The organism is Aeromonas sp. FDAARGOS 1408 (assembly GCF_019048665.1).
Taxonomy (GTDB): Bacteria; Pseudomonadota; Gammaproteobacteria; order Enterobacterales; family Aeromonadaceae; genus Aeromonas; species Aeromonas dhakensis.
The window spans coordinates 4223337-4247500 of sequence record NZ_CP077394.1; the positions used below are offsets into that span (position 1 = coordinate 4223337).

Annotated in this window: 23 protein-coding genes and 1 riboswitch; of the genes, 12 read left to right on the top strand and 11 right to left on the bottom strand. The window is 62.8% G+C overall.

Going from position 1 to position 24164, the window contains the following annotated elements; translation table 11 throughout:
* The first annotated feature begins 43 nt into the window (after positions 1 to 43).
* The gene (locus I6L38_RS19580; RefSeq protein ID WP_216988853.1) at positions 44 to 502 is read left to right on the top strand and encodes a DUF6314 family protein; all 459 of its coding nucleotides are present in this window, start codon (positions 44 to 46) and stop codon (positions 500 to 502) included.
* A 135-nt stretch (positions 503 to 637) separates the two neighbouring features.
* On the opposite strand, the gene I6L38_RS19585 is transcribed toward I6L38_RS19580, so the two are convergent.
* Together I6L38_RS19585 and I6L38_RS19590 are read right to left on the bottom strand one after the other, a co-directional pair.
* Positions 638 to 799 (bottom strand): hypothetical protein, encoded by a 162-nt coding sequence (locus tag I6L38_RS19585; protein WP_005307030.1) that lies wholly within the window; start codon positions 797 to 799, stop codon positions 638 to 640.
* A complete protein-coding gene (locus I6L38_RS19590; protein WP_216988854.1) occupies positions 784 to 1683 on the bottom strand; it encodes a DMT family transporter in 900 nt (299 codons plus the stop codon). The genes I6L38_RS19585 and I6L38_RS19590 overlap by 16 nt, the downstream gene beginning before the upstream one ends.
* Before the next feature lie 91 nt (positions 1684 to 1774).
* On the opposite strand from I6L38_RS19590, the gene I6L38_RS19595 reads away from it, so the two are divergent.
* A complete protein-coding gene (locus I6L38_RS19595; protein ID WP_216988855.1) occupies positions 1775 to 2749 on the top strand; it encodes a LysR family transcriptional regulator in 975 nt (324 codons plus the stop codon).
* On the opposite strand, the gene trpS is transcribed toward I6L38_RS19595, so the two are convergent.
* Both trpS and I6L38_RS19605 read right to left on the bottom strand, forming a co-directional pair.
* Positions 2728 to 3741: a tryptophan--tRNA ligase gene (gene trpS / locus I6L38_RS19600; protein WP_216988856.1), complete on the bottom strand. Its 1014-nt coding sequence runs from the start codon at positions 3739 to 3741 to the stop codon at positions 2728 to 2730. The two genes, I6L38_RS19595 and trpS, sit on opposite strands and share 22 nt — an antisense overlap.
* 191 nt (positions 3742 to 3932) lie before the next feature.
* Positions 3933 to 4367, bottom strand: a complete 435-nt coding sequence (locus I6L38_RS19605) for a universal stress protein (RefSeq protein ID WP_010635648.1) — start codon at positions 4365 to 4367, stop codon at positions 3933 to 3935.
* A gap of 436 nt (positions 4368 to 4803) precedes the next feature.
* Here I6L38_RS19605 and fabV point away from each other — a divergent pair, with 436 nt between their 5' ends.
* Positions 4804 to 5991: an enoyl-ACP reductase FabV gene (fabV, locus tag I6L38_RS19610; protein ID WP_216988857.1), complete on the top strand. Its 1188-nt coding sequence runs from the start codon at positions 4804 to 4806 to the stop codon at positions 5989 to 5991.
* An 18-nt stretch (positions 5992 to 6009) separates the two neighbouring features.
* Here the strand turns inward: fabV and I6L38_RS19615 are convergent, their stop codons facing one another.
* On the bottom strand, positions 6010 to 7800 hold the full coding sequence (locus tag I6L38_RS19615; protein ID WP_216988858.1) for a GGDEF domain-containing protein: 1791 nt from the start codon (positions 7798 to 7800) through the stop codon (positions 6010 to 6012).
* A 209-nt stretch (positions 7801 to 8009) separates the two neighbouring features.
* Here I6L38_RS19615 and ftnA point away from each other — a divergent pair, with 209 nt between their 5' ends.
* Both ftnA and I6L38_RS19625 read left to right on the top strand, forming a co-directional pair.
* Positions 8010 to 8534, top strand: coding sequence for a non-heme ferritin (gene ftnA / locus I6L38_RS19620; protein WP_005307011.1), 525 nt, complete (start codon positions 8010 to 8012; stop codon positions 8532 to 8534).
* A 163-nt stretch (positions 8535 to 8697) separates the two neighbouring features.
* Positions 8698 to 9882, top strand: a complete 1185-nt coding sequence (locus I6L38_RS19625) for an NAD(P)/FAD-dependent oxidoreductase (RefSeq protein WP_025202473.1) — start codon at positions 8698 to 8700, stop codon at positions 9880 to 9882.
* 187 nt (positions 9883 to 10069) lie between these two features.
* On the opposite strand, the gene I6L38_RS19630 is transcribed toward I6L38_RS19625, so the two are convergent.
* The gene (locus I6L38_RS19630; RefSeq protein ID WP_216988859.1) at positions 10070 to 11290 is read right to left on the bottom strand and encodes an MFS transporter; all 1221 of its coding nucleotides are present in this window, start codon (positions 11288 to 11290) and stop codon (positions 10070 to 10072) included.
* 274 nt (positions 11291 to 11564) lie between these two features.
* Here I6L38_RS19630 and leuE point away from each other — a divergent pair, with 274 nt between their 5' ends.
* From leuE to I6L38_RS19650, 4 genes are all read left to right on the top strand, one after another.
* Positions 11565 to 12203, top strand: coding sequence for a leucine efflux protein LeuE (gene leuE, locus I6L38_RS19635; RefSeq protein WP_216988860.1), 639 nt, complete (start codon positions 11565 to 11567; stop codon positions 12201 to 12203).
* A gap of 174 nt (positions 12204 to 12377) precedes the next feature.
* Positions 12378 to 14051: a sensor histidine kinase gene (locus I6L38_RS19640; protein WP_043171151.1), complete on the top strand. Its 1674-nt coding sequence runs from the start codon at positions 12378 to 12380 to the stop codon at positions 14049 to 14051.
* Positions 14045 to 14776: a LytTR family DNA-binding domain-containing protein gene (locus I6L38_RS19645; protein ID WP_201889740.1), complete on the top strand. Its 732-nt coding sequence runs from the start codon at positions 14045 to 14047 to the stop codon at positions 14774 to 14776. Before I6L38_RS19640 ends, I6L38_RS19645 begins: the two co-directional genes overlap by 7 nt.
* A gap of 109 nt (positions 14777 to 14885) precedes the next feature.
* Positions 14886 to 16076 carry an MFS transporter gene (locus tag I6L38_RS19650; protein ID WP_005306992.1) on the top strand — a complete coding sequence of 397 codons (1191 nt, stop codon included), beginning with the start codon at positions 14886 to 14888 and terminating at the stop codon, positions 16074 to 16076.
* 74 nt (positions 16077 to 16150) lie between these two features.
* Here I6L38_RS19650 and I6L38_RS19655 read toward each other — a convergent pair whose 3' ends face one another.
* From I6L38_RS19655 to I6L38_RS19670, 4 genes are all read right to left on the bottom strand, one after another.
* The gene (locus tag I6L38_RS19655; RefSeq protein ID WP_043171154.1) at positions 16151 to 17275 is read right to left on the bottom strand and encodes a 5-(carboxyamino)imidazole ribonucleotide synthase; all 1125 of its coding nucleotides are present in this window, start codon (positions 17273 to 17275) and stop codon (positions 16151 to 16153) included.
* Positions 17272 to 17781, bottom strand: a complete 510-nt coding sequence (gene purE / locus I6L38_RS19660; protein WP_005306988.1) for a 5-(carboxyamino)imidazole ribonucleotide mutase — start codon at positions 17779 to 17781, stop codon at positions 17272 to 17274. Before purE ends, I6L38_RS19655 begins: the two co-directional genes overlap by 4 nt.
* Before the next feature lie 62 nt (positions 17782 to 17843).
* Positions 17844 to 18146 carry a hypothetical protein gene (locus I6L38_RS19665; protein ID WP_005306985.1) on the bottom strand — a complete coding sequence of 101 codons (303 nt, stop codon included), beginning with the start codon at positions 18144 to 18146 and terminating at the stop codon, positions 17844 to 17846.
* Between the two features lie 4 nt (positions 18147 to 18150).
* Positions 18151 to 19077, bottom strand: a complete 927-nt coding sequence (locus I6L38_RS19670) for a sodium-dependent bicarbonate transport family permease (RefSeq protein WP_201882076.1) — start codon at positions 19075 to 19077, stop codon at positions 18151 to 18153.
* 111 nt (positions 19078 to 19188) lie between these two features.
* Between I6L38_RS19670 and I6L38_RS19675 the strand changes: the two genes are divergently transcribed.
* The 3 genes from I6L38_RS19675 (at position 19189) to murI (ending at position 23134) form a co-directional block, all read left to right on the top strand.
* Positions 19189 to 20091, top strand: coding sequence for a LysR family transcriptional regulator (locus tag I6L38_RS19675; RefSeq protein ID WP_025202483.1), 903 nt, complete (start codon positions 19189 to 19191; stop codon positions 20089 to 20091).
* A gap of 35 nt (positions 20092 to 20126) precedes the next feature.
* Positions 20127 to 20305, top strand: a riboswitch (cobalamin riboswitch).
* A gap of 51 nt (positions 20306 to 20356) precedes the next feature.
* Entirely contained in the window at positions 20357 to 22234 is a 1878-nt protein-coding gene (locus I6L38_RS19680; RefSeq protein ID WP_216988861.1) for a TonB-dependent receptor, read from the top strand.
* 105 nt (positions 22235 to 22339) lie between these two features.
* Entirely contained in the window at positions 22340 to 23134 is a 795-nt protein-coding gene (murI, locus tag I6L38_RS19685; RefSeq protein WP_005306974.1) for a glutamate racemase, read from the top strand.
* 18 nt (positions 23135 to 23152) lie between these two features.
* Here the strand turns inward: murI and I6L38_RS19690 are convergent, their stop codons facing one another.
* Positions 23153 to 23647: an RNA-binding protein gene (locus I6L38_RS19690; RefSeq protein WP_005306971.1), complete on the bottom strand. Its 495-nt coding sequence runs from the start codon at positions 23645 to 23647 to the stop codon at positions 23153 to 23155.
* Positions 23648 to 24164 lie beyond the last annotated feature (517 nt).

Genomic DNA, 24164 nt, shown 5'->3' on the forward strand with positions numbered 1-24164 from the left:
GTGGTTGATTTGTCGTCAGTTGTCAATTTTGAAGGGGGCTATGATGGCCGAGAAGGAAGCCGTGATCCAGCGTTTATGGCGCCAGTTGCCACAGATCGGAGCATTTGCCTTTAGCGCGAGCAACGGGGCAGGATCCGCCACCGACTGGAGTGGCAGCGGCGAGGGGGAGGTGGTGGTGACCGATCACCAGGGCGGCTGGTTGTTTGTCGAGACGGGTCGCTACACCACGCCCCATGGCCGGGTGCTGACCATGCACAACCGTTTCTGGTGGCAGCGCGGCGAGCAGGGGATCCGCCTCTCTCATCTGCGCTATGAACAGCCGGTGGTGCTGTTTGAGCTGTTGCCCCAGGCCGATGGGCGCTGGCTTACTGCCGAACCCCATCTGTGTGGCCAGGATCACTACAGCGCCGAGCTGACGCCGGCCGAGGGCGGTTTTCTGCTCGGCTGGCAGATCACAGGTCCGCGCAAGAACGAGCGGCTCAGTTATCGCTATCTGGCGTGATGGGACGGCAAGGCCGCCAGGCGGGCATAAAAAAACCGGCGCAGAGCGCCGGTAGAGGGGACAAATCGGAGGTTTTTTTAAAACGGTCCCAAAAACAGGAGAGATACACTCTCGTCACACATTCAGAAACAGAGGTCAGGCGCTCAACGCATAGCTCAGCATGGCTTGCAGCTTGCTGTCGAAGAACCAGGGCAGCAGCACCATCAACAGCCCGAGCAGACCCACCAGCCGCTGGCGATACTGCCAGCCGGCGATCACCACCAGGCCGCCGCAGAGCGTGGTCAGGATGCCTGACATAGGGCAGCCTCCCGCTGGACGCGGCGCTGCTGGGCCCACTGGTTGAGGGCGACCGAGCCCAGGATCAGGGCCAGTGCCACACCGGTGGTGGACTGGATCTGCTCGCCGAGGAACAGGGCACCCAGCATGACGCCGAACAGCGGCACCAGGTAGTTGCTGAAGGAGGCGAAGGTCGGGCCCGCCTTCTGGATCAGCGCCATGTAGAGGAAGTAGACCAGACCGGTACAGAACACCCCGAGCACCGCGACGGCGCCGATGGCCTGCTGGCTCGGCATGGTGAGCGCGCTCAGATCGGTGACGAACGGTGCGGCCAGCAGCAGCTGGATGGCCGAGGAGATCAGGATGTTGCGTGCCACGACCACCGGGTGGTCCTTGGCGAAGCGCTTGATCATCAGCAGGCCGATGGCGAAGCAGCTGGCACCTAACAGGATGGCCATGGCGCCGAGCAGGCCGGCATTCATGCCGCTGGCCAGTTTCGGCCAGAACAGCACCAGTACGCCGACGAAGCCGATGATCACGGAGACGAGACCGCCCTTGGTGATTTTTTCACCGGAAACCAACAAGGGTGCCATCAGGATGGTGACAAACGGGATACAACCCATTACCACGGCGGCGATGGCGCTATCCACATACTGTTGACCCCAGGCCACCATGATGAAGGGCAGGGTGGCATCGAGCAGGGCGATCAACATGTAGGTACGCCACGGGGTGTGCTCGCTCTTGAGACGCATGAACAGGCAGAGCAGACCCAGGGTCAGGCTGCCACACAAGGCGCGACCGGCTGCCACCATGATGGGGGGCAATTCGGTGACGGCCTGATGCATGAAAATGAACTGGGAGCCCCACAACAGGCCAATCGCCAGCAACAACAGATAGCTACGCATTTTAATCTCCGATGTAATTCGTCTGCGCATTCTATGCAATCTGCTACTATGCCAAAAATGAATTGTCGTCATCCAACCATGGCCAATATCGATGGAACTGCCCCTTTCCCGCCTCGACCTCAACCTGCTCACCGTGTTCGACATGCTGATGCAGGAGCGCAACGTTACCCGTGCCGCCGAGCGGCTGCACCTCTCCCAGTCTACCGTCAGTCATGCGCTGGGGCGGCTGCGAACGGCGCTGGACGACCCTCTGTTCGTGATGAGCCGTCGCGAGATGATGCCGACCGAGCGCGCCAAGGCGCTGGCCGGCCCGGTGCGCCAGGCGTTGGCCATGCTGGAGCAGGGGTTGCGGCAGGCCAAGGGGTTCGATCCCGCCAGTGCGCGGCGGATCTTTCGCATCGCCACCCCGGGTTCGGTAGAGCATGGCCTGGTGCCGGCGCTGGTGGAGCGGTTGCACCGGCATGCCCCTCACTGCCGGCTGGAGGTGTGCGAGCTGGCCAATAGCGACTACGAGCGGGAGCTGGAGAAGGGGGAGCTGGATCTGGTGATCGGTTTCGCCGATGCCAACCACCTCTCGCCCCGGCTGTGGCGCGAGCCCTGGTTCAACAACCCGCTGGTCTGTCTGTCGCCCCTTGGCAGCGAGCTGCCGGACGTGCTGGGGCCGGACGATCTGGTCAGCCGGCCCCACATCCACACCTCCAGCTGGGGCCATAGCCAGGCCATGGTGGATCTCTGGCTGGCCCGCTTCGGGGTGGAGCGTGAACTGGGTGTCCGGCTACCGAGCTTTATGGCGGTGCCGCCACTGATGGCCACCGGTCGCTATCTGGTGGTGGTGCCCGAGATGATCGGGCGCCACTTCTGCCGCTACTACCCGCTGCGGCTGCACCAGCTGGACCCCGCCATCCCCATCGTCTATCTGATGGCGGGCCACCCGCTCACCGCCCATGACGAGGCGATCGGCTGGTTCAAGGGGCTGTTGCACCGGCTGGCGTTCGAGCGCTACGGCGCGGATGCGCTCGGCAGCCCGGCGCAGCGCGGGGCGGATCAGTTCAATCTGGCGAAGTAGTCGAGCCCCATCGCTCCCTTCACCTCGGCCAGCACCTCGTCGGTCAGGGCGCGCGCCTGCTCGGTGCCCTGCTGCAACAGGCGCAGCAGCTGGCGCTTGTCGGCGATGGCCGCCTCGCGCCGTTCCCGCATCGGGGCGAGCAGGGTCTGCAGGCAGTCGTTGAGCACCTGTTTGCAGCGCATGTCCCCCAGCCCGCCGCGCTGGTAGTGGGCCTTCATCTCGGCCACCAGTGCCTTGTCGGGGTGGAAGGCATCCAGATAGGCGAACACCGTATTGCCCTCCACCTGACCCGGATCGCTCACCTTGAGGTGATTGGGGTCGGTATACATGGCGAACACCGCCTGCTTGATCTCGTCGCTCGACATGCCGAGCTCTATGGTGTTGCCGAGAGACTTGGACATCTTGGCCTTGCCGTCGATGCCGGGCAGGCGGCCGGTGTCGCTCAGAATGGGCTGACACTCGGTCAGCACCTCCTTGCCAACCAGGGTATTGAAGCGGCGCACTATCTCGTTGGTCTGCTCCAGCATAGGCAGCTGATCCTCGCCCACCGGCACATGGGTGGCGCGAAAGGCGGTGATGTCGGCGGCCTGGCTGACCGGATAGATCAGGAAGCCGGCCGGCAGGCTGCGCTCGAACCCTTTCTGCTGGATCTCCGCCTTGACGGTGGGGTTGCGCTCCAGCCGGGCGACGCTGACCAGGTTGAGGTAATAGGTCGTCAGCTCGGCGAGGGCGGGCAGGGCGCTCTGCAGGCAGAAGGTGGTTTTGGCCGGGTCGAGGCCGGCGGCCAGGTAGTCGGCCATTACCTCCAGCACGTGATCGGTCACCTTGGCCGGGTTGTGGCCGTTGTCGGTCAGCGCCTGCAGATCGGCGATCATCACGAACTGGCGGTAATGGTGCTGGGCGGCCACGCGCTGGCGCAGCGAGCCGACGTAGTGGCCGATGTGCAGCTTGCCGGTGGGGCGGTCGCCGGTCAGGATAACGGGGTTGTGCATGTCACTCTCTCCAGTTGGGTGAGCCGAGAGGCGACAAAGGGATGAAAACAATGACCACCTCTCGGCGGTCACGGTGTTTTCTTTGGGAAATTTTACATAGAAAAGCAGTGCCGCCTGTTTAAGGGCAGCACCACCAGTAGTTGTGATTGAACGAGGTCATATTCATGGCAAATCACACTACGCCTGTTCGATCACTTCTGCAAGGGGACGACCAGCAGATCGCAGGGCACGGTATTCATCAGCTGGCGCGCGCTCGAGGTGAGCAGGCTCCAGAAGCTCTGGCGGTGGCCGCACACCAGCAGGTCGATCTGATAATCCCTGACCGCCTGGTTGACCCGCTCGCTCAAATCGCCGCAGATCACCAGCTTCTTCTCGATGGGGTAGTCCACCGACGCCAGGAAGGCTTCCAGCTTCTCTTTCGCCTCGGCGATCACCTGGTCCTGCACGTTGTCGATGTCGATATCGATCATCTCGGTGTAGAGATCCTTGAGGTCCACATCGACATGGATCACCGACAGCTTGGCGCCGTTGGAGCGGGCCCGGTCGACCGCCTTTTCGATCACCTTGCGGTTGTCTTCCGACAGGTCGATCGCGGCCAGTATGTGTTTGTAATAGGTTCCATTCATGGGAGTTCTCCTCACTGATCCTGAGTCCACTATACCAATGTCTGCTGAAACTAAAATGGTGTCCCCGGCACAGTTTTGGGATTTAAAAGAGTTTCCTATGGAGCTTGCTGTCGATGATGGGCAATAAACTGGCGATAAATCGAACAGGAGTTTGAAGCAGGTCACACCCACCGGCTTGCCCGCGGCCGGTGACAGGCATAGGATGTGCCCGTGTTTCGCAATGAACACAAAACAACAAAAAGCATCTGAATACCGCTTTGGGGAGCCTCGCGCTCCCTTTTGTTTTTCTGCCCTCTTCCCGTCGATATTCCGCCCGACATCAAGGTAATCCCGCCCCGCTTGGTTATGCTGTAGCCAGTTCCCTTGGCAAACCGTGGCGCGCCGCTGCGTCCCACGGCCGTTCCTGCTGTCGTGTTCCTTTCCCGGAGACTCCTTGATGATCATTCATCCGCAAATCCAGGGCTGCGTCGCCCGCAACTGTCACCCCATCGGCTGCCGCGCCGCCGTGCTGCAGCAGATCGCGCGGGTCCGGGCGGCGGGCCCGTTCAACGGGCCGAAACGGGTGCTGGTGCTGGGTGCCTCGTCCGGCTTCGGGCTGGCGTCGCGTATCGCCCTGGCCTTCGGGGCCGGGGCCGACACCGTTGGCGTGTCGTTCGAGCGCGGCCCCTCCGACAAGGGGCTGGGCAGCGCCGGCTGGTACAACAACATCTGGTTTCGCACGGAGGCGGAACAGGCTGGCCGCGTGGCCATCAACCTGATCGGCGACGCTTTCTCAGACCAGATGCGTCAGCAGGCCATCGACGTCATCCGCCAGCAGCTCGGGCAGGTGGATCTGGTGATCTACTCGTTGGCGAGCGGCATCCGGGTACTGCCGGACGGCACCCAGGTGCGCTCCGTGCTCAAGACCACCGGCCAGCCCTTTCGAAGCTGGGGGCTGGATCTGGAACACGATACCTTGGTGCAGCAGTCGCTGGATCCGGCCACCCCGGAGGAGATCCGCGACACCGTCAGCGTGATGGGGGGCGAGGATTGGCAGCTCTGGCTGCAGGCGCTGCAGCAGGCAGATTGCTTGGCGCCTGGCGCCCAGACGGTGGCCTACTCCTATATCGGCCCCGAATCGACCTATCCCCTCTATCGGGACGGCACCATCGGTTACGCCAAGGAGCACCTGCACGCCACCGCCGAGACCATTAACCTGCAGCTGGCGGAGATCGGCGGCCACGCCTGGGTGTCGGTGTGCAAGGCGCTGGTGACCAAGGCGAGCGCCTTTATTCCCGTGTTGCCTGTCTATCTGGGTCTGCTGATGGGGGTGATGAAGGAGCGCGGGGTGCACGAAGGCTGCATCGAGCAGATGCAGCGGCTGTTCGCCGGCAAGATGTACGGCCCGCAAGGGGTGGTGGCTGACGGCAACCGGCTGATCCGGATGGATGACCACGAGCTCGACCCGGCCGTGCAGGCCGCCGTCTCGGCGCTCTGGTCCAAGGTGACGCCAGACAACTTCCACGCGCTGGGGGATTTTGCCGGCTTGCGGCAGGACTTCATGCAGCTCAACGGCTTCGAGCTGGTGGGGGTGGACTATGGCGAGCCGGTGGATGTCGCCTCCCTCACCGAGCTGCAGCCCTGAGTCAGGGGAGGCTGTGGCTCAGGCCACGCTGCTGGCCAGCGCCTCCGGTTCTTCGTGGCTGCCAGGCTCCGCGGCCAGTATGGTCTGATTGCGGCCCTGGCGTTTGGCCTGATACATGGCCATGTCGGCCCGGTGGATGAGCTGGCCCAGCCCGTCATCGGCGGCCGAGCGGCCAGCCACCCCGATGCTGATGGTCATGCGCGGCTGTTCGATCTGGCCGATGCGCTGGCGCAGTTGCTCTGCCAGATACCAGCAATCTGCCGCCGGCAGCGGCACCGCTACCAGAAACTCCTCGCCACCCCAGCGCCCCACCAGCTGCAGGTCGGGCGCCCAGGATCTCAGCTCCCGCGCCAGCCGCTGAATGGCCCTGTCCCCCGCCTGATGGCCGTGACGGTCGTTGATCTGCTTGAAGTGATCGATGTCGATGATGATCAGGGTGAGCGGCCCCTCCTGCTGCCAGCGGCTGGCCAGCCGCTCCAGCAGGGCACGGCGATTGGGCAGCTCGGTCAGCTGATCGAAGGTGGCCAGCTTGTAGAGGTGGCGTGAGCTGCGGTGCAGCCGATGGGTGGTGAGCCCGAGCAGCAGCAGGGCTCCTGCCAGCAGGCCGACCAGCATCAACTGGTAGTGGCGGGCACTCTGCTGATGCAGCAGCTGCTGGCGCTTGTTCTCGTTCTCCTGCTGCAGCACCCGGTTGCTGGCCTCGCTGCGGGCCAGATCCATCTCGGCCTGGAAGGCGGCGGCATGCTGGCTCAGGGTCTGGTTGAAGTGCTGCTTGTAGTCGCTCACGTATTCGCTGAGTGCCTGGTAGGCCTCCGGGTAGCGCCCCTGGTCCGCCAGCAGACTGGCCTGCAGTGCCTTGCTGGCGGCCCCCGCACTCCCCTGGCTGGTCAGCACCTGCAGCGCCAGCTGTTTCTCGCCGCTGCCCTGCAGCGCCCGGGCCCGGGTCTCCTGCAGGCGCATGCCGGCTTCCGGGTAGCCCAGCTGCCGATACAGCGCCTGTGCCTCGTCCAGGGTGCGCAGGGCGCCGGCCCAGTCGTGCTGGGCGTTGAGCGCCATGGCCTGATAGCCGAGGATGATGGCACGGTAATCCGGCGCCAGATCCGGGTTGCTGAGCAGGTTGTCCAGCAGCCGCCTGGCCTGGGCGGGGCGATCTGTGTCTATGTAGAGCCGTGCCATGTTGGCGCGGATGATGATCTGGCTGTTGGGCTCGCCCAGCTGCACCATGCGTTGCAGCGCCTCCAGATAGTAGCCTTCGGCTTCCCGCGCCAGGTTCAGATCGGCATAGAGGTTGCCGAGGGTCATCAGCAGGCGGGCACACTGCAGGCTGGCGATAGGGGAGTCCGGTACCGATTGTTTGAGGCGAAAGGCGGTCTTGAGTTCGGCGATGGCCGGGCTCAGTTGCTGGGTGCGGTAGAGCGCGAGCCCGTTCAGGGCGTGCCACTCCGAGGTCTGTTGCGGATGGCCGGCAACGGCGGGTCTGAGCTGCTCCAGCAGGGTGAGCGCCTGATCCGGCGCCTCGGTGTCCAGGGTGATGGCGATCTGCTGCAAGCGGAAGTCGAGCAGGCGCAGGGTCTCCTGCTGGGCGCTGGCCAGCCCGCGGGCCCGGGCGTTGTCGAGCAGGGCCTGTGGATAGCGCCCCAGCGCGGCTTGGGCCAGGGACCTGGCGTAGAACAGTTCCATATCCTGCAGGGGACTGGCGTCGAGGCGCTGCAGATAGCCGACGGGATCGCGCGCCGCCTGCAATTCAGCCTCTTTCAGCAAGGAGGGAGCTGCCTGCAACTGGGTCATCCAGAGCAGTGCCAGTGCCATTATGAATCTCATTGAATCCTTTCCCCGACCACTGGCGCCATCATAATGGCTGAATCCGCTTACACCATGTTTCTTTGCTTCTCTATAACCGTATGGGGGATAGGATGAGGCGAAAAGCTGTCACAACTGGGATCTTCGGCTGCGCTATCTGGTTGCGTCGGGCAGCAACTGTGGCGACAATCGTGACCAAATCACAGTGGAGAATCATCATGTTGGCCAAAGCCATGATCGAGAAGTTGAACGAGCAGATTAATCTTGAATTCTATTCCTCCAACCTCTACCTGCAGATGAGCGCCTGGTGCGAGGACAAGGGCTTCGAGGGGGCGGCCACCTTCCTGCGCCAGCACGCCGTTGAGGAGCGTCAGCACATGGAGCGCCTGTTCACCTACGTGAGCGAGACCGGTGCCATGCCGCTGCTGGGTGCCATCGATGCCCCTCCCCACGAGTTCAAGTCGCTGGGCGACATCTTCCGCACCACCCTCGAGCATGAATACCACATCACCAAGTGCATCAACGGCCTGGCTCACGTGGCGTTCACCACCCAGGACTACTCCACCTTCAACTTCCTGCAGTGGTACGTGGCCGAGCAGCATGAAGAGGAGAAGCTGTTCAAGAGCATCGTCGATCGTCTGAGCCTGGTGGGTGAAGACGGCAAAGGCCTCTACTTCATCGACAAGGAGCTGGCCGAGCTGGCCAAGGGCGCCCCGGCCAGCATCATGGATGGCAACGCCTGATAGTCGTGGACACTTAGTGTTCAGCCAGTACAATGACGGCCCCTCTTAACTGGGGCCTTTTTCTGTTGCAAATCTCCTGCAACCGCTGGGCTGGTGTCTGCCGGGTACAATGACGGTCTCTCGTTTGAACAGGGGCCGTTTTTCTTTGGATGAGTGAGTGATGATGAAGCAGTTTGATGTGGTGGTGATCGGCGCCGGGGCGGCCGGTTTGATGTGTGCGGCCCAGGCCGGTTATCGGGGCCGCTCCGTGCTGGTGCTCGACAATGCCAAGAAGCCGGGCCGCAAGATCCTCATCAGTGGCGGCGGCCGCTGCAACTTCACCAACCATCAGGCCGGCCCCCACGCCTTTCTCTCGGCCAACCCCCACTTCTGCAAGTCGGCGCTGGCGCGCTACACCCAGCAGGATTTCATCGAGCTGGTGGACCGGCACGGCCTGAACTATCACGAGAAGACCCTGGGCCAGCTCTTTTGTGACGAGAGTGCCAAGGAGATCGTCGACATCCTGCTGACCGAGTGCGACTGGGCCGGCGTGGCCCTGCAGTTCCAGACCGAGATCCTCACCGTCAGCAAGAACGACGAGGTTTTCGTGCTGACCACCAGTCAGGGTGAGATAACCTGCCACTCGCTGGTGGTGGCCACCGGCGGCCTCTCCATGCCGAAGCTCGGTGCCACCCCCTACGGCTTCAAGCTGGCGGAGCAGTTCGGCCTCAAGGTGCTGCCGACCCGTGCCGGGCTGGTGCCCTTCACCCTGCATCAGGCAGATAAAGAGGCCTTCGCCGATCTGGCCGGGGTCAGCCTGCCGGTGGCGGTGACCGCCGAGGATGGCACCTGTTTCAAGGAGGCCATGTTGTTCACCCATCGCGGCCTCTCCGGCCCGGCCATCCTGCAGATCTCCTCCTTCTGGCTGGCGGGGGAGAAGATCCACATCAACCTGCTGCCGGAGCTCGACATCGCCGCCACCCTCAGGGAGTGGGCCCAGGCCCATCCGGCGCAGGAGTTGAAAACCGTGCTGGGGCGCGAGCTGCCCAAGCGCTTCGTCGACAAGCTGGTGGAGTTGGGCCAGCTGGTCAGCAAGCCGATGCGCCAGTACAACGAGCGGGAGCTGGAGGCGGTGGCCACCCTGCTGGGGGATTGGCAGATCCTGCCGAACGGCACCGAGGGCTATCGCACCGCCGAGGTGACCCTGGGGGGGGTGGATACCAACGAACTCTCCTCCAAGACCATGGAGGCGCGCAAGGTGGCCGGCCTCTACTTCATCGGCGAGGTGGTGGACGTGACCGGCTGGCTCGGTGGCTACAACTTCCAGTGGGCCTGGTCCTCCGGCTGGGTGGCTGGCCAGTACTGCTGATAGAGGCTGCTTCTGTATCGTCGATGAGCGCGATAGCGGCCTTTGTGATGGCAACTTTCAGTGGGACTGTAGCCCCGGCGGCTGGGTAGCCGGGAAGTACTGCTGACCACCCCTTGCTCTCATCCACGTCAAACGCGGCCTCTCAGGCCGCGTTTTTTATGGGTTGCATTCCTCGCGGGGTGGCCCGCTATCCCTTTCTAAGGGTTGGCAAGAACACGGTCAGCAGGCCGATGAGCGGCAGGTAGGCGCAGACCCGGTACACGGTTTCGATGCTGGTGGCATCCGCCAGTTGGCCGAGCAGAGCCGCCCCTATGCCCCCCATGCCGAAGGCGATACCGAAGAACAGGCCGGAGATGGTGCCGACCTTGCCGGGCACCAGCTCCTGGGCGTAGACCAGGATGGCAGAGAAGGCCGAGGCCAGGATCAGGCCGATGATGACCGAGAGCACCGAGGTCCAGAACAGGTCGACATGGGGCAGTAGCAGGGTGAAGGGGGCGACGCCGAGGATGGAGATCCAGATCACCCGCTTGCGACCGATGCGGTCACCGATCGGCCCGCCGAGCACGGTACCTGCCGCGACGGCAAACAGGAAGGCGAACAGATAGAGCTGGGCGCTGTCCAGCGACAGGCTGAACTTGTCCATCAGGTAGAAGGTGTAATAGCTGCTGAGACTGGCCATGTAGAAGAATTTGGAGAACATCAGCAGGCCGAGGATGGTCAGCGACCAGCCGATCTGGCGGCGGCTCAGACCGTGACCGAGGTGCGCCTTCATCCGTTTGTGGAAGTTGGCGGCGTGGTGGCTGGACCAGCGTCCGACCAGGCTGAGCACGATGACGCCGACCAGGGCGAACAGCGAGAACCAGGCCGCGCTGCCCTGGCCCCGTGGCACTATGATCAGCGCGGCGAGCAGCGGGCCTATGGCCGATCCCAGGTTGCCGCCGATCTGGAACAGCGACTGGGCCAGCCCGGGCTGACTGCCGGCCGCCATGCGAGCGACCCGGGACGATTCCGGGTGGAACACCGACGAACCGATACCGATCAGCATGGCCGACAGCAGCACGGCACCGAAGCTGGCTGCCTGCGACAACGACAGCAAGCCGATCATCGTAAAGCCCATGCCGAACGGCAATGAATAGGGCATGGGCCGACGGTCGGTGTAGAGGCCGATGAGCGGCTGCAACAGCGAACCTGTGAACAGGTAGGTGAGGGTGATGAGGCCGATCTGGGCGAATGACAGGTTGAGGCCGAGCTTGAGCAGCGGATAGATGGCCAGCAGCACCGACTGCATCATGTCGTTCAACAGATGCGAGAAGCTGATGGCGGCGATCACCGGATAGCTGGTGCGATTCAAGGCATCGTGCGCGGCAGCGGCGGCGAGTGGTTGATCGGTACTGAGGCTCTTTTCCATGAGGGCGGGTTCTGTGAATCTGGATATGGCTTAACATGCCTGATCCCGATGCATCTGGACACCACAAAGTGGTGAGTGCGGGGATGTGCAGTCCAGATATGACGGATCATTGCTCGGTGCTTGTGCTCGGCGGGCGGAGGATTAGTATAGAAACCTCGTCGTCGCATTATGTGGGTCGCTACCCGCCATGGAGGGATCATGTTTGAAAGCCTGGGAGTCATCAACGTCTGGACCTGCCTGAGCGGGCTGTTTTCCAAGTCCAGAGGGGCGCGCCATGTTTGAGAGCCTGGGTGTCATCAATGTCTGGACTTATCTGGTCGGGCTCTTCTTCATCATCATAGCGCCGGGACCCAACTCGATTTATGTGCTGCGCACCGGGGCGAGCCGCGGCGTCGGCCCGGGCTACCAGGCGGCCCTCGGGGTCTTCGTCGGCGACGCCATCCTGATCTTTTGCGCCTATCTGGGCATCGCCTCCCTCATTCGCACTACCCCGCTGCTGTTCACCCTGGTGCGCTATCTCGGCGCCCTCTATCTGCTCTATCTCGGGGTGAAGATCTTGTACGCCAACTTCATCGCCAGGAGGGAAGGGCAGGCGTCCGTGGTCGAGCACGGCGAGCGCTACTTCTCCAAGGCGCTTACTTTAAGCCTCACCAACCCCAAGGCGATCCTGTTCTACGTCTCCTTCTTCGTGCAGTTCGTCGACTTCAACTATGCCCACACCTGGCTCTCCTACCTGGTGCTGGCGAGCATGCTGGAGGCCATGAGCTTCGTCTATCTGACCCTGCTGATCTTCGGTGGCACCCTGATGGCCCGCTTCTTTGCGCGCAAGGTACGCCTCGCCAAACTCGGCAACGGCCTCATCGGCCTCTTCTTTATGGGCTTCGCCGCCCGGCTGGCCACGTTGTCATCCTGACCCCGACAGGGGGCCACACCCGTCCGGGGGCGTCGCGGCCTTCCCTATCCGGTCGGCTGGGGTAAACTACTGCGCTTTATCATGAGGGGATCAGTCCCTCATGCTTGCCTTCCACGTGTCATGGCGAGAGATAATTCAGTTGTGTTCCCTGGTTGTAATCGGTCGGATGGTCTCATGCTCGAAAATCAGATGATGTTGTTGGCGGTGTTCGAACGGGCGGCGCTGATGCTGATGACCCTGTTCTTCCTGACCCGTACCCGGCCGTTCCAGCGGCTGTTCCAGAAGCGGGACCACACCCCGGCCGAGCTGGTGCTGGTGGCCGCCATCTTCTGCCTGTTCGCGGTGTTCAGCACCTATACCGGCATTCCGGTGGAGGGGGCCCTCATCAACGTGCGGATCATTGCCATCATCTCCGGCGGCATTCTGTTCGGCCCCTGGGTCGGCATTCCGGCCGGGGTTATCTCGGGTCTGCACCGCTACCTCATCGACATGGATGGCCACACCTCGATCCCGTGTCTCATCGCCAGCATCATCGCCGGCCTGCTGGCCACCTGGTTGCACCTGCGCTGCCGCAAGTCGCGGCTCTGGCTGTACGGCATCCTGGCGGGGATGGCCTGCGAGGGGTTGACCATGCTGCTTATCTGGCAGCTGACCGAGCCCCATGCGGTGGGGGTCGAGATCGTCAGCCACATCGCCTACCCGATGATCGCCGGGGCGCTCTGCATAGGCCTCATCATCAAGTTGGTGCAGGATCTGGATGACGAGAAGGAGCTGATTGCCGCCAAGCAGGCCAAGCTGGCGCTCGATATCGCCAACAAGACGCTGCCGTTTTTCCAGAACATCGATCGTCACTCACTGAGCCAGGTATGCGGCATCATTCGCAGCGAGATCAGCGCCGATGCGGTGGCCATCACCGACACCCGCGACGTGCTGGCCTATGTGGGGGTGGGCAAGGATTACTACGAGCTGGACGAGCACCACGCCATCAGCGCCATGACCCAGCGGGCGGTGCTGCTGGATCAGATCATCATCAACAACGATCTGCGCCAGTACCACCTGGCCGATTTCCACTCGGTCATCATTATTCCGCTGCGGGAGAACGGCGCCGTCAGCGGCACCCTCAAGATCTACTACCGCCGCACTCACAGCATCACCAGCTCCCTACGGGAGATGGCGGTGGGCCTCTCCCAGCTCATCTCCACCCAGATGGAGGTGTCGCGCATCGAGCAGCTCAAGGAGATGACCCGCAAGGCGGAGTTCACCGCGCTGCAGAGCAAGATCAACCCGCACTTCCTGTTCAACGCCCTCAACGCCATCTCGTCGCTGATCCGCATCCGGCCCCAGCAGGCGCGCCAGCTGATCGCGAACCTCGCGGACTACCTGCGCTACAACCTCAACAAGGGGGACACCCTCATCGACATTCAGGAGGAGCTGCAGCAGGTGCGCGACTACGTGGCCATCGAGCAGGCCCGCTTCGGCGACAAGCTGGAGGTGGTGTTCGAGGTGGACGACGTGCACATTCAGGTGCCGAGCCTGCTGTTGCAGCCGCTGGTGGAAAACGCCGTCCTGCACGGCATCCAGCCCCGCAGTGCGCCGGGCAGGGTCACCATCGAGGTGAAACAGCTGGCGGGCGGCATTCGGGTAGCGGTGCGCGATACCGGTTACGGCATCAGCCAGGAGGTGATCGACGGGGTCGCCGCCGGGCGGGTGGAGAGCCGCAGCATCGGCCTGATGAACGTGCATCAGCGGGTAAAGCTGCTCTATGGCGACGGCCTACACCTCAAGCGGCTGGAGCCGGGTACCGAAGTGAGTTTCTATCTGCCGGATCAGGAGTCGATGCCATGCTGAAAGCCATCATAGTGGAAGATGAATACCTGGCCCGCGAGGAGCTCATCTATCTGGTAAATCAGCACAGCCAGATCGAGATAGTGGCGAGCTTCGAGGACGGGCTGGAGGCGTTCAAGTACCTGCAGGATCACGAGGTGGACGTGGTGTTCCTCGACATCCAGATCCCCTCCATCGACGGCCTGCTGCTGGCCAAGAATCTGCACAAGTCGAGCCATCCGCCCCACATCGTCTTCGTCACCGCCTACAAGGAGTTTGCGGTGGAGGCGTTCGAGCTGGAGGCGTTCGACTACATCCTCAAACCCTACAACGAGCCGCGCCTCATCAGCCTGCTGCAAAAGCTCGAGCTGGCGGGCAAGTTGCAGACGGGGCAGGGGAGCGAGCCGGGCACACCACACAATCGCACCGTCAACCTGGTGAAGGGGGAGCGCATCATAGTCACCCCCTGCGAGCAGATCTACTACGCGGAAGCCGACGAGAAGCTCACTCATGTCTACACCCGCGATGATCGCTACGTGATGACCATGACCCTCAGCGAGTTTGTCAGCCGGTTGCCGGCGGAGGGGTTCTTCCGCTGCCACCGCTCCTATTGCGTCAACATCAACAAGATCCGCGAGATAGTGCCCTGGTTCAACAGCACCTATCTCATCCGGCTCCATGACCTGCCGTTCGAGGTGCCGGTCAGTCGCAGCAACATCAAGGCGTTCCGTCAGCTGATGCGGCTCTGATTGTCATTCATTCCCGCCGATCTGCATTTCATGCCTTAATCGGTCGGCGGGAGTGGCGTCTTGCCTATAGTGGCCTCAACTTCCTGAAGGCCATTGACCGAGACGTATCATGACCATCGATCTGAATCGCACCCGCTACCTCACCCTGTTGGGGACCATCATCACCCAGTTCGCGCTGGGATCCGTTTACACCTGGAGCCTGTTCAACGCTCAGCTCTCCGACAAGCTGGACGAGCCGGTCAGCCAGGTCGCCTTCGCCTTCGGCCTGCTCAGCCTCTCCCTGGCGGTGGCCTCCTCCCTGGCGGGCAAGCTGCAGGAGCGGTTCGGGGTACGCAACGTCACCCTGGGTGCCGGCGTGCTGCTCGGCATCGGCTTTTTCCTTACCGCCCACGCCAGCAATCTGGCGATGCTCTACCTCTGCGCCGGCATCCTGGTCGGTTTTGCCGACGGTACCGGCTACCTGATGACCCTCTCCAACTGCGTGAAGTGGTTCCCGGAGCGCAAGGGGCTCATCTCCGCCTGTTCCATCGGTGCCTACGGCCTCGGCAGCCTGGGCTTCAAGTACATCAACCTGCTGCTGCTCTCCAGCAACGGCCTTGAGACCACCTTCCAGCTGTGGGGGCTGATCGCCATGTCCATGGTGCTGGTGGGCGGCATGCTGATGAAGGATGCGCCCAAGCAGGCCGCTGCCGTGCAGCAGAGCGAGAGCCGCGACTTCACCCTGGCCGAGGCGATGCGCAAGCCGCAGTACTGGATGCTGGCGCTGATGTTCCTCACCGCCTGCATGAGCGGTCTCTACGTCATCGGCGTGGCCAAGGACATCGGCGAGAACATGGTGGGCCTGCCGGCCGTGGTCGCCGCCAACGCCGTCGCCATCATCGCCATGGCCAACCTGGGTGGCCGGCTGGTGCTGGGCATCCTCTCCGACAAGATGTCCCGCATCCGGGTCATCACCATCGCCCAGCTGATTACCCTGGCGGGCATGGCGCTGCTGCTGTTCGTGCCGCTCAACGCCAACCTCTTCTTCGTGGCGGTGGCCTGCGTGGCGTTCAGCTTCGGTGGCACCATCACCGTCTACCCCTCCCTGGTGAGCGACTTCTTCGGTCTCAACAACCTGACCAAGAACTACGGCGTCATCTATCTGGGCTTTGGTCTGGGCAGCATCATCGGCTCCATCGTCGCCTCCCTGTTCGGCGGCTTCATGGCGACCTTCAACCTGATCCTGGTGTTGCTGGTGGTGGCGCTGGTGCTCTCCCTCACCATCCGCCTGCCGGCGCCGGTATCGGTGGAGCGGGCCTGATCACCTTCTTACCGCAGCAAGCAATGAAAAGACCCGGGCCTGGCCCGGGTCTTTTTTTGTGCGCGGCTCAGGGCTCAGCGTGGCGGCAGCCCCAACAGCTGGCGCACCCGCTGGCAGGTCTCTTCCACCGTTGGCCAGTCGGCGGCGGTGATGGTGACATGGCCCATCTTGCGGCCGGGGCGGGGCTCTCCCTTGCCGTAGAGGTGCAGATGCACGCCGGGCAGTACCAGCAGGGCGGCCCAGTCAGGCGTGCCATTTTGCCAGAGATCCCCCAGCAGGTTGAGCAACATGGCGGGGCGCACGGCGATCCGGGCGGGCAGCGGCAGATCGCACAGGGCGCGCACCTGCAGCTCGAACTGGCTGCACTCGGCGTTGTCGAGGCTGGGGTGGCCCGAGTTGTGGGGGCGTGGCGCCAGCTCGTTGACCAGCAGTTTGCCTGCCACCAGGAAGAACTCCACCGTCAGCACGCCGACGTAGTCGAGGGCGGCGATCAGCTGCTCGGCGATACGTCTGGCGTCGGCCTCCAGGGCCGGTACGTTGGCCGGGGAGCGGGTCTGATCCAGAATGCCGCCGCTGTGCCAGTTCTGCACCAGCGGCAGGGCACCGATGGCACCGCTCGGGCTGCGGGCCAGGGTCAGGGAAAATTCCCCTTCCAGCGGCAGGCGCTTCTCCAGCACGCAGGGGACGCCGCTGGCGGCCAGCACAGCCGGCAGCTGGTCGGCGGCCTGAATGGTCCACTGGCCTTTGCCGTCGTACCCCTCGCGGGCAGTCTTGAGGATGGCGGGGAAGAGGTCGTCCGGCAGCTCGGGCAGCGGCTCGCCTGGCAGCAGGGTCTGGTTGGGGGCAACCGGGATGCCGGCTCTGCTCAAGAAGGCCTTTTCTTCGCGGCGATCCTGACAGATGCGCACGGCACCGGCGGCCGGTCGTACCGGCTGGTACTGCTCCAGCAGGGCCAGGGCGGTGGCCGGCACGTTCTCGAACTCGCAGGTGACTGCGGCGCAGCGGCTGGCCAGATCGTGCAGCGCCGTCGGGTCGTCATAGGCGGCGACAATATGGTGATCGGCAGCGGCACCGGCGATGCTGGTGGGATCGGGATCCAGCACCACCACCTTGTAGCCGAGGCGGTGGGCGGCCATCACGAAGTAGCGGCCGAGCTGGCCGCCCCCCAGCATGCCGAGGGTGGCGGGTGGCAGTATCATGCCGGGTCCTCCAGCGTGAGGGCCAGCACCCGGTCGCGTTCGTTGGCGCGAAAACCGTCGAGCTGCTGCTGATAGCGGGGGGCATCGCCGTCTTGCGCAACGGAGAGCAGGGAGACCGCGAACAGGCCGGCGTTGGCGGCCCCCGCCTCGCCGATGGCGAAGGTGGCGACCGGCACCCCCTTGGGCATCTGCACGATGGAGAGCAGGGAGTCCATCCCCTTGAGCTGGCGGGTCGGGATGGGCACACCCAGCACCGGAAGGGTGGTCTTGGCGGCCACCATGCCCGGCAGGTGGGCGGCGCCGCCGGCCCCGGCGATGATGGCGCGCAGGCCACGCTCACGGGCGCTGGCGGCATATTCGAACAGCAGATCCGGGGTACGGTGGGCCGAGACCACGCGCGCCTCGTAAGGGACGCCATGCTCCTTGAGGATGCGGGCGGCGGCCTGCATCACGGGCCAGTCGGAGTCGGATCCCATTACCAGGCCGATCAGGGGAGGGGTGTTCATGGCTATGACTCCTTGCAGTCAAACGTTTGTCTCTGGGTGGCAAAAAGAGCCGGCAAGCCGGCTCAGAATTTTTCGGGTCGCACGATTTCGACCGGTTGTAAAAAGGCGACCATGGCATAGTCGGGGTAGTAGCGACTCTGCAGGTGGGCGAGCAGGCGTTCCGCCTGTTCGCGGCTGCAGATCGCTTCCAGCCGGATGTTGCCGCTCTCGCTCCAGCTGGCGTTGCGCTCCCCGTGATCGCCGCGCCCTCTGGCATCTGTGATGGTGTAGCCGCGCAGCCCCTCGCGGGTGAGGGTGCGCAGCAGGGTGGGTTCCAGGTTCGCTTCCGTGATGACGGTGAGCAGGGTGCGGATCTCGGTCTGCATGTGGCTACTCCATGAAGTGGCGGGCCCAGCTGTGGTAGAGCGGGATCCCCAGCATGATGTTGAACGGGAAGGTGACCCCCAGCACGGCGCTGAGCGACAGGCCCGGATTGGCCTGAGGCACGGCGATGCGCATGGTGGCCGGCACGGCGATATAGGAGGCGCTGGCTGCCAGGGTGGCCAGCAGGGTCAGGCCACCCAGGGAGAGCCCCATCAGCTGGCCGATCACCAGGCCGAGGCCAGCCGAGGCGAGCGGCATCAGCAGGGCAAAGCCGAGCAGGAACAGGCCATGGCGGCGCAGGTCCTGGCACTGGCGGGCGACGATGAGGCCCATCTCCAGCAGGAACAGCGCCAGCGCCCCCTTGAACAGGTCGACAAACAGGGGCTTGAGCGGGGCAATCCCGTCGGGACCGGCGAGATAACCGATGGCCATGCCGCCCAGCAGCAGGGTGACCCCCTTGCCGAGGAAGGTTTCATGGGCCAGTCGGCGCCAGCGGGTCTGCCGGCTCACTCCCTGGGCCAGTACGATGCCGACCAAGATGGCGGGGATCTCCATCACCGCCAGGAAGATGGAGAGCTGGGATTCGAAGCTGATGCCGCGCTCGGTGAGCCAGTTCACCCCGACCGCAAAGGTCGCCACGCTGACCGAGCCGTAGTGGGCGGCAGTGGCGGCGGCATCGACCCGGCTCATCTTGAGGCGTAGCACGGCGAACCCGGCCAGGGTCTGCAGCATGCCGAGCAGGATCACTAGCGCCAGTTGCGGTAATAAGGGTTGCAGGGATTGCTGCGCCAGACCGACGCCGCCCTTGAGGCCGATGGCCAGCAACAGAAAGAGGGAGAGAGTATCGTAGAGCGCGGGCGGTAGCTTGAGCTCGGAGCGCACCAGACCGGCCAGCAGGCCAAACAGGAAAAAGAGTACAACAACATCCAGCATGGGAGTTCGCAGGAGGCAATTCACAGGGTGGTTGCATGCTAGAGTGCAAGATGTTTCGATAAAATCAGATTTTGATTGATGATTGTTCGGTAGAAACTGATAAGGGACCCGATGCTCAACTATAAACAGCTCTATTACTTCTGGCACGTGGCGCGCAGCGGTAGTGTGACGCGGGCCGCCGAACAGTTGCACCTCACGCCGCAGACCGTCAGCGGCCAGGTGGCCGAGCTGGAGCTCTCCCTCGGGGTAGCGCTGTTCAACCGGGTAGGCAGGCGGCTTGCCCTGACCGCCGCCGGTCGTCAGGCGCTCGAACAGGCTGGCGCCATCTTCTCGCTCGGCGCCGATCTCGAGCATACCCTGCGCCATGCCAGCCAGGAGCTGACCATGCAGGTGGGGATCGCCGACTCCGTGCCCCGTACCCTGGCGTTCGAGCTGCTGGCGCCTGCCATGGCGCTGGCCACCCCGCTGCGCCTGGTGTGCCATGAAGAGCGGGCGGAGCAGCTGTTCAGCGAGCTGGCCAGCCACAAGCTGGACATGGTGCTGATCGATCGCCCGCTTCCCCCCGACAGCGGGGTGCGTGGCTACAACCACGAGCTGGGACGCAGCCCGCTGGCGCTGTTTGCCAGCCCCGAGCTGGCTGCCAGGGCACGGCAGGATTTTCCTGCCTCCCTCGAGGGACTGCCGCTGCTGATCCCGGGAGAGAAGTCGGCGACCCATGACAGCCTGCTGGCCTGGTATCGGCAGCAGGGCATTCATCCTCATCTGGTCGGCCAGTTCGATGATTCGACTCTGATGAAGTCGTTCGGCAAGGCGGGGATGGGGATCTTCCCGGCGCCGCTGGCCATGGCCGAGGAGATTGCGCGGCTCTATGGTGTCGAACGGATTGCAACCCTGACCGAAGTGACGCTCTCCTACTATCTGGTGTCGGCCGGTCGTCATCTCTCCCATCCCGGTGTGCAGGCGGTGATGGCAGGGGCGAAGCAGCGATTGGCGGCACTGGGTGGCAAGAAATAGAAATCTGGATGGCTATACATCCACCTCCGCTCTGCCTATAATCCCTGCGCTTTGGCGCATCATGCTTAATAGGGAATCCGGTGAAAATCCGGAGCTGGCGCGCAGCGGTAAGGGGGAACGAAGCGACATCAGGGCACTGCCATCGGGTGGGAAGCCGTCGCCGTAGGCCATCAGCCCCCCAGCCCGAAGACCTGCCAAAGTTCGTATTTCGGGCCGAGAGAAACCGGCCACGAAGTAGATGCTTACGCGAACTTAAGGATCTCTCATGTCCAAGAAATTATTGGCGGCTGCCCTGTTGCCAACGGCGGCCTTTGCCCAGCCACTGACTATCCCCGTCAACCCCACCATGGTGGTGACCGCCACCCGTGTCGCCCAACCTGCCTCCAGTGTGCTGGCTCCCGTCAACGTGGTGACCCGTGACGAGATTGACCGTCTGCAAGCCCAGACCGTGACCGATGTGGTCAAGACCCTGCCCGGCGTGGAAGTGGTGAGCAATGGTGGCCGTGGCCAGCTGAGCTCGCTGCGGGTGCGTGGCGGCACTTCTTCCCAGACCCTGGTGCTGGTGGACGGGGTGCGTAGCGCCTCCCTGACTGCCGGGATGACGGAGCTCAACAACCTGCCGCTCAACCAGGTGGAGCGCATCGAATATATCCGCGGTGCGCGTGCCACTATCTATGGTTCGGATGCCATCGGCGGGGTGATCAACATCATCACCCGTCCCGATCCCGCGACCAACAAGCACAAATTCAATGTCGGTGCCGGCTCTCACAAACAGCGCCAGGCCGCCTTCAGCAGCGCCAGCCAGATCGGTGAAGCTGGCCAGCTCAAGGTTGCCGGGGGCTTCGATGACGAGACCGGCTACAACGTCCACCCCATCGCAGGGGTGAACGATGGCGACAAGCACGGTCACCGGGGCTATAACGCCATGCTGGACTATCAGCATGCGCTGACCGGCAACTGGGATCTGTTCGGCACGACCCGCTGGTTCCGCAACATTGCCCAGTACGACCGATCGTCCGCCGCTTCTGCCTGGGGCCCGGCCTACCATCAGCGCAACGAAACCTGGACCGAGAATCAGAGCTACCAGCTGGGGTCCCGTTATCACGACGAGCGTTACCTGAGCGAACTGCGCGGTGCCTTCTCCAAACAGGATGCCTACGACTACCCGGACAGCAGCGGCCGCGATCAGGCCACTGACCGGCTCTATACCCGTCAGTACACCCTGAACTGGGTCAACAACGTCAAGCTGGACGAGAACTGGACCCTGGGTGGCGGCGCCGACTGGCAGCGTGACATGCTGGATGCCAGTTCCCGCTCCTCCGGCACCGCCTTCCCGAGCGATGCCGACGAGCGCGACAACACCGGGCTCTATGCTCTGGCCCAGTTTGACAACCAGACGTGGCAGGCCGAGCTGAGCGGTCGCAGTGACGACAACAAGCAGTTTGGTCGTCACAACACCTGGCAGACCGGGGCTGGTTGGCGCTTCGCGGAGGATTATCGCCTCAGTGCCCGTTACGGCACCGGCTTCCGCGCCCCCTCTTTTAATGACCTCTACTACCCGAGCTCAGGCAACCCTGACCTGAAGCCGGAAGAGTCGAAGAGCCGCGAGCTGATGCTTGATGGCCAGACTGTCGGCGTCGAGTGGCGTGTGACCGGTTATCGCAATGACTTCGAGCAGATGATCCAGTGGGCACCCACTAATCCGAGTGATTCCAACAGCCTCTGGAGTCCTCAGAACGTTGGCAAGGCGCGGATCGAGGGTGTCGAGCTGGAAGGGGAATTTGACACCGGCTGGCTGAGCCACCGGGTCTCTGCCGAGTACAAGGATCCCAAGGACAAGGTGACCGACAAACAGCTGCAGCTGATCTCCCGCAAGGGGGCCAAGTGGGTGACCCAGGCACAGTGGCAGCAGTTCGATGGCTCCCTGAGCTGGATCTATCAGGGCGAGCGCTATGGCGACGCGGCCAACACGACCCAGCTGGGGGGCTACAGTGTCTGGAACCTGGCAGTGGGTTATCAGGTCGCGCCTTCCTGGAAGGTCTCCGGCAAGATCAACAACCTGCTGGACAAGGAGTACCAGACTGCGGTGGGCTACCCGGCCGACGAGCGTGCCTATTACGTGACGGTCGACTACTCACTCTGATCCCGACCGTGATTGTATAAATGAGGGGCCCCGCCATTGGTGGGGCCTTTTCTATTGGCGGTGGGCGGGAGTATGATCGCCGCCTTGCACCAAAGGGGAGCTCAAGTGGCCAATATTCTCGTGTTCGACTCCGGTATGGGTGGGCTGACCATCTACCGCGAGATCCGCCGCGCATTGCCGGCACACAACTATCTCTATTGCTTCGACAACGCCAACTTCCCCTATGGTGAGCTGAGCGAGCCTGCCCTGATTGCTGCCTGCACCCGACTGGTCACTACCATGGTGGCTCGTCATCATATCGATCTGGTGGTGATCGCCTGCAACACCGCCAGCACCATAGCGCTGCCTGCCCTGCGCGAGGCTCTGGCTATTCCCGTGGTAGGGGTGGTGCCTGCCATCAAGCCCGCGGCCGCGCTTACCCGCAACGGTTGCATCGGTCTGCTGGCGACACCGGGTACCGTCAGCCGTGAATACACCCACGAGCTTATCGCCCAGTTTGCGCCGGGCAAGCGAGTGTTGCTCAAGGGGGCGACCGAGCTGGTCATCGAGGCCGAACGCAAGCTGGCGGGTCTGCCGGTCAATATGGCGCTGCTGCGGGAAGTGCTGGCGGACTGGCTGGAAGGGGAAGAACACCCGGATACCCTGGTGTTGGGCTGTACCCATTTCCCGTTGCTGGATGAAGAGATACGGCAGCTGATGCCTGCGTGCCAACTGGTGGATTCCGGCAGTGCGGTTGCCAAACGGGTGGCTCACCTGTTGACTGGTTTGGTCACGACACCGACGCGGATGGAAGATGTCGGGGGGAGCGCCTATTGCACCCGGCTGGATGCCCAGACCCAGAAACTGACAGCCCCCTTGCAAGCTTGGGGGCTGTCATCACTCGAAGAGGTCAGGTTCTAACAAACGATCGGTTGCCGATCAGGCGTCAACCTCGTTGCCTTCTCGTTCATCTTTATCCCGCTTGTCATTGGCTTCGCGCACCTTGAGAGTGCGCTGCTGATACTCCTTGTCGTTGAGCGCTGCGATCGCCTTGGCAGCGTCCGCAGCAGGCATCTCTACGAAACCAAATCCCCGGCGCTTGCCGGTGGCCTTGTCCTTCATCAGACGAACAGAGATCACCTGGCCCTGTTCGGCAAACAGTTCACGCACGGCTATCTCATTGGCACGGTATGGCAGGTTGCCTACATATAAGGTGCAGGTCTCCTGATTGGAGGCCTGTTCAGTGGCGCCGGCGGGCGCACGGTTGTTGAGGAACAGCGGTACCACGAAACCGCCGATGGCCAGACCCACAGCAAAAATCACTTCGGCTTTCAAAGAAAATTGCAGTGCCTGGGCAACCAGATAACCAACCAGTGCCAACACCAGGGCAAGGATGGCTGCCTGCACATAAACGGGAAACTTGGATAAATTCATCTTTAAAGACCTTTTGTAAATGAAAGCAAAAAAGGTGCAACACTCTATTCACCTCCATGGTAACCAGCTTTCCAGCCGGGCGCTACCATGGACCATTCGGGACACATTATCCGTTCCAGTATGGCATCCCTTGCGGGAGGAAGACCCACTTAAATGATGATAAAAGGGGTCTGAAATCATTGGGTTGTGGATAACATTGTATATATACACTGAGTAAGCTGTTTCTAATTGGATAATTTGAGATTTCCGTGACTTTCTTCAAAAAAAGCCTTGTCATCGCGACGCGCCTCCCTATAATGCGCCCTCACCAGCACGGCAGAACACGCCAACCTGATGAGCTCGCTTCCTCGTGAAGCCAGCGCCGAAAGAAAAGCGAAAACAAGCGCTTGACTTTCGAAGTGAGGAAGGTATTATACGCCACCTCAGCGCGACAAGCGCCACGCTCTTTAACAATTTGAATCAAGCAATCTGTGTGGGCACTCACAGCATCGAGCATCAAAAACAATTTTTGATTTTC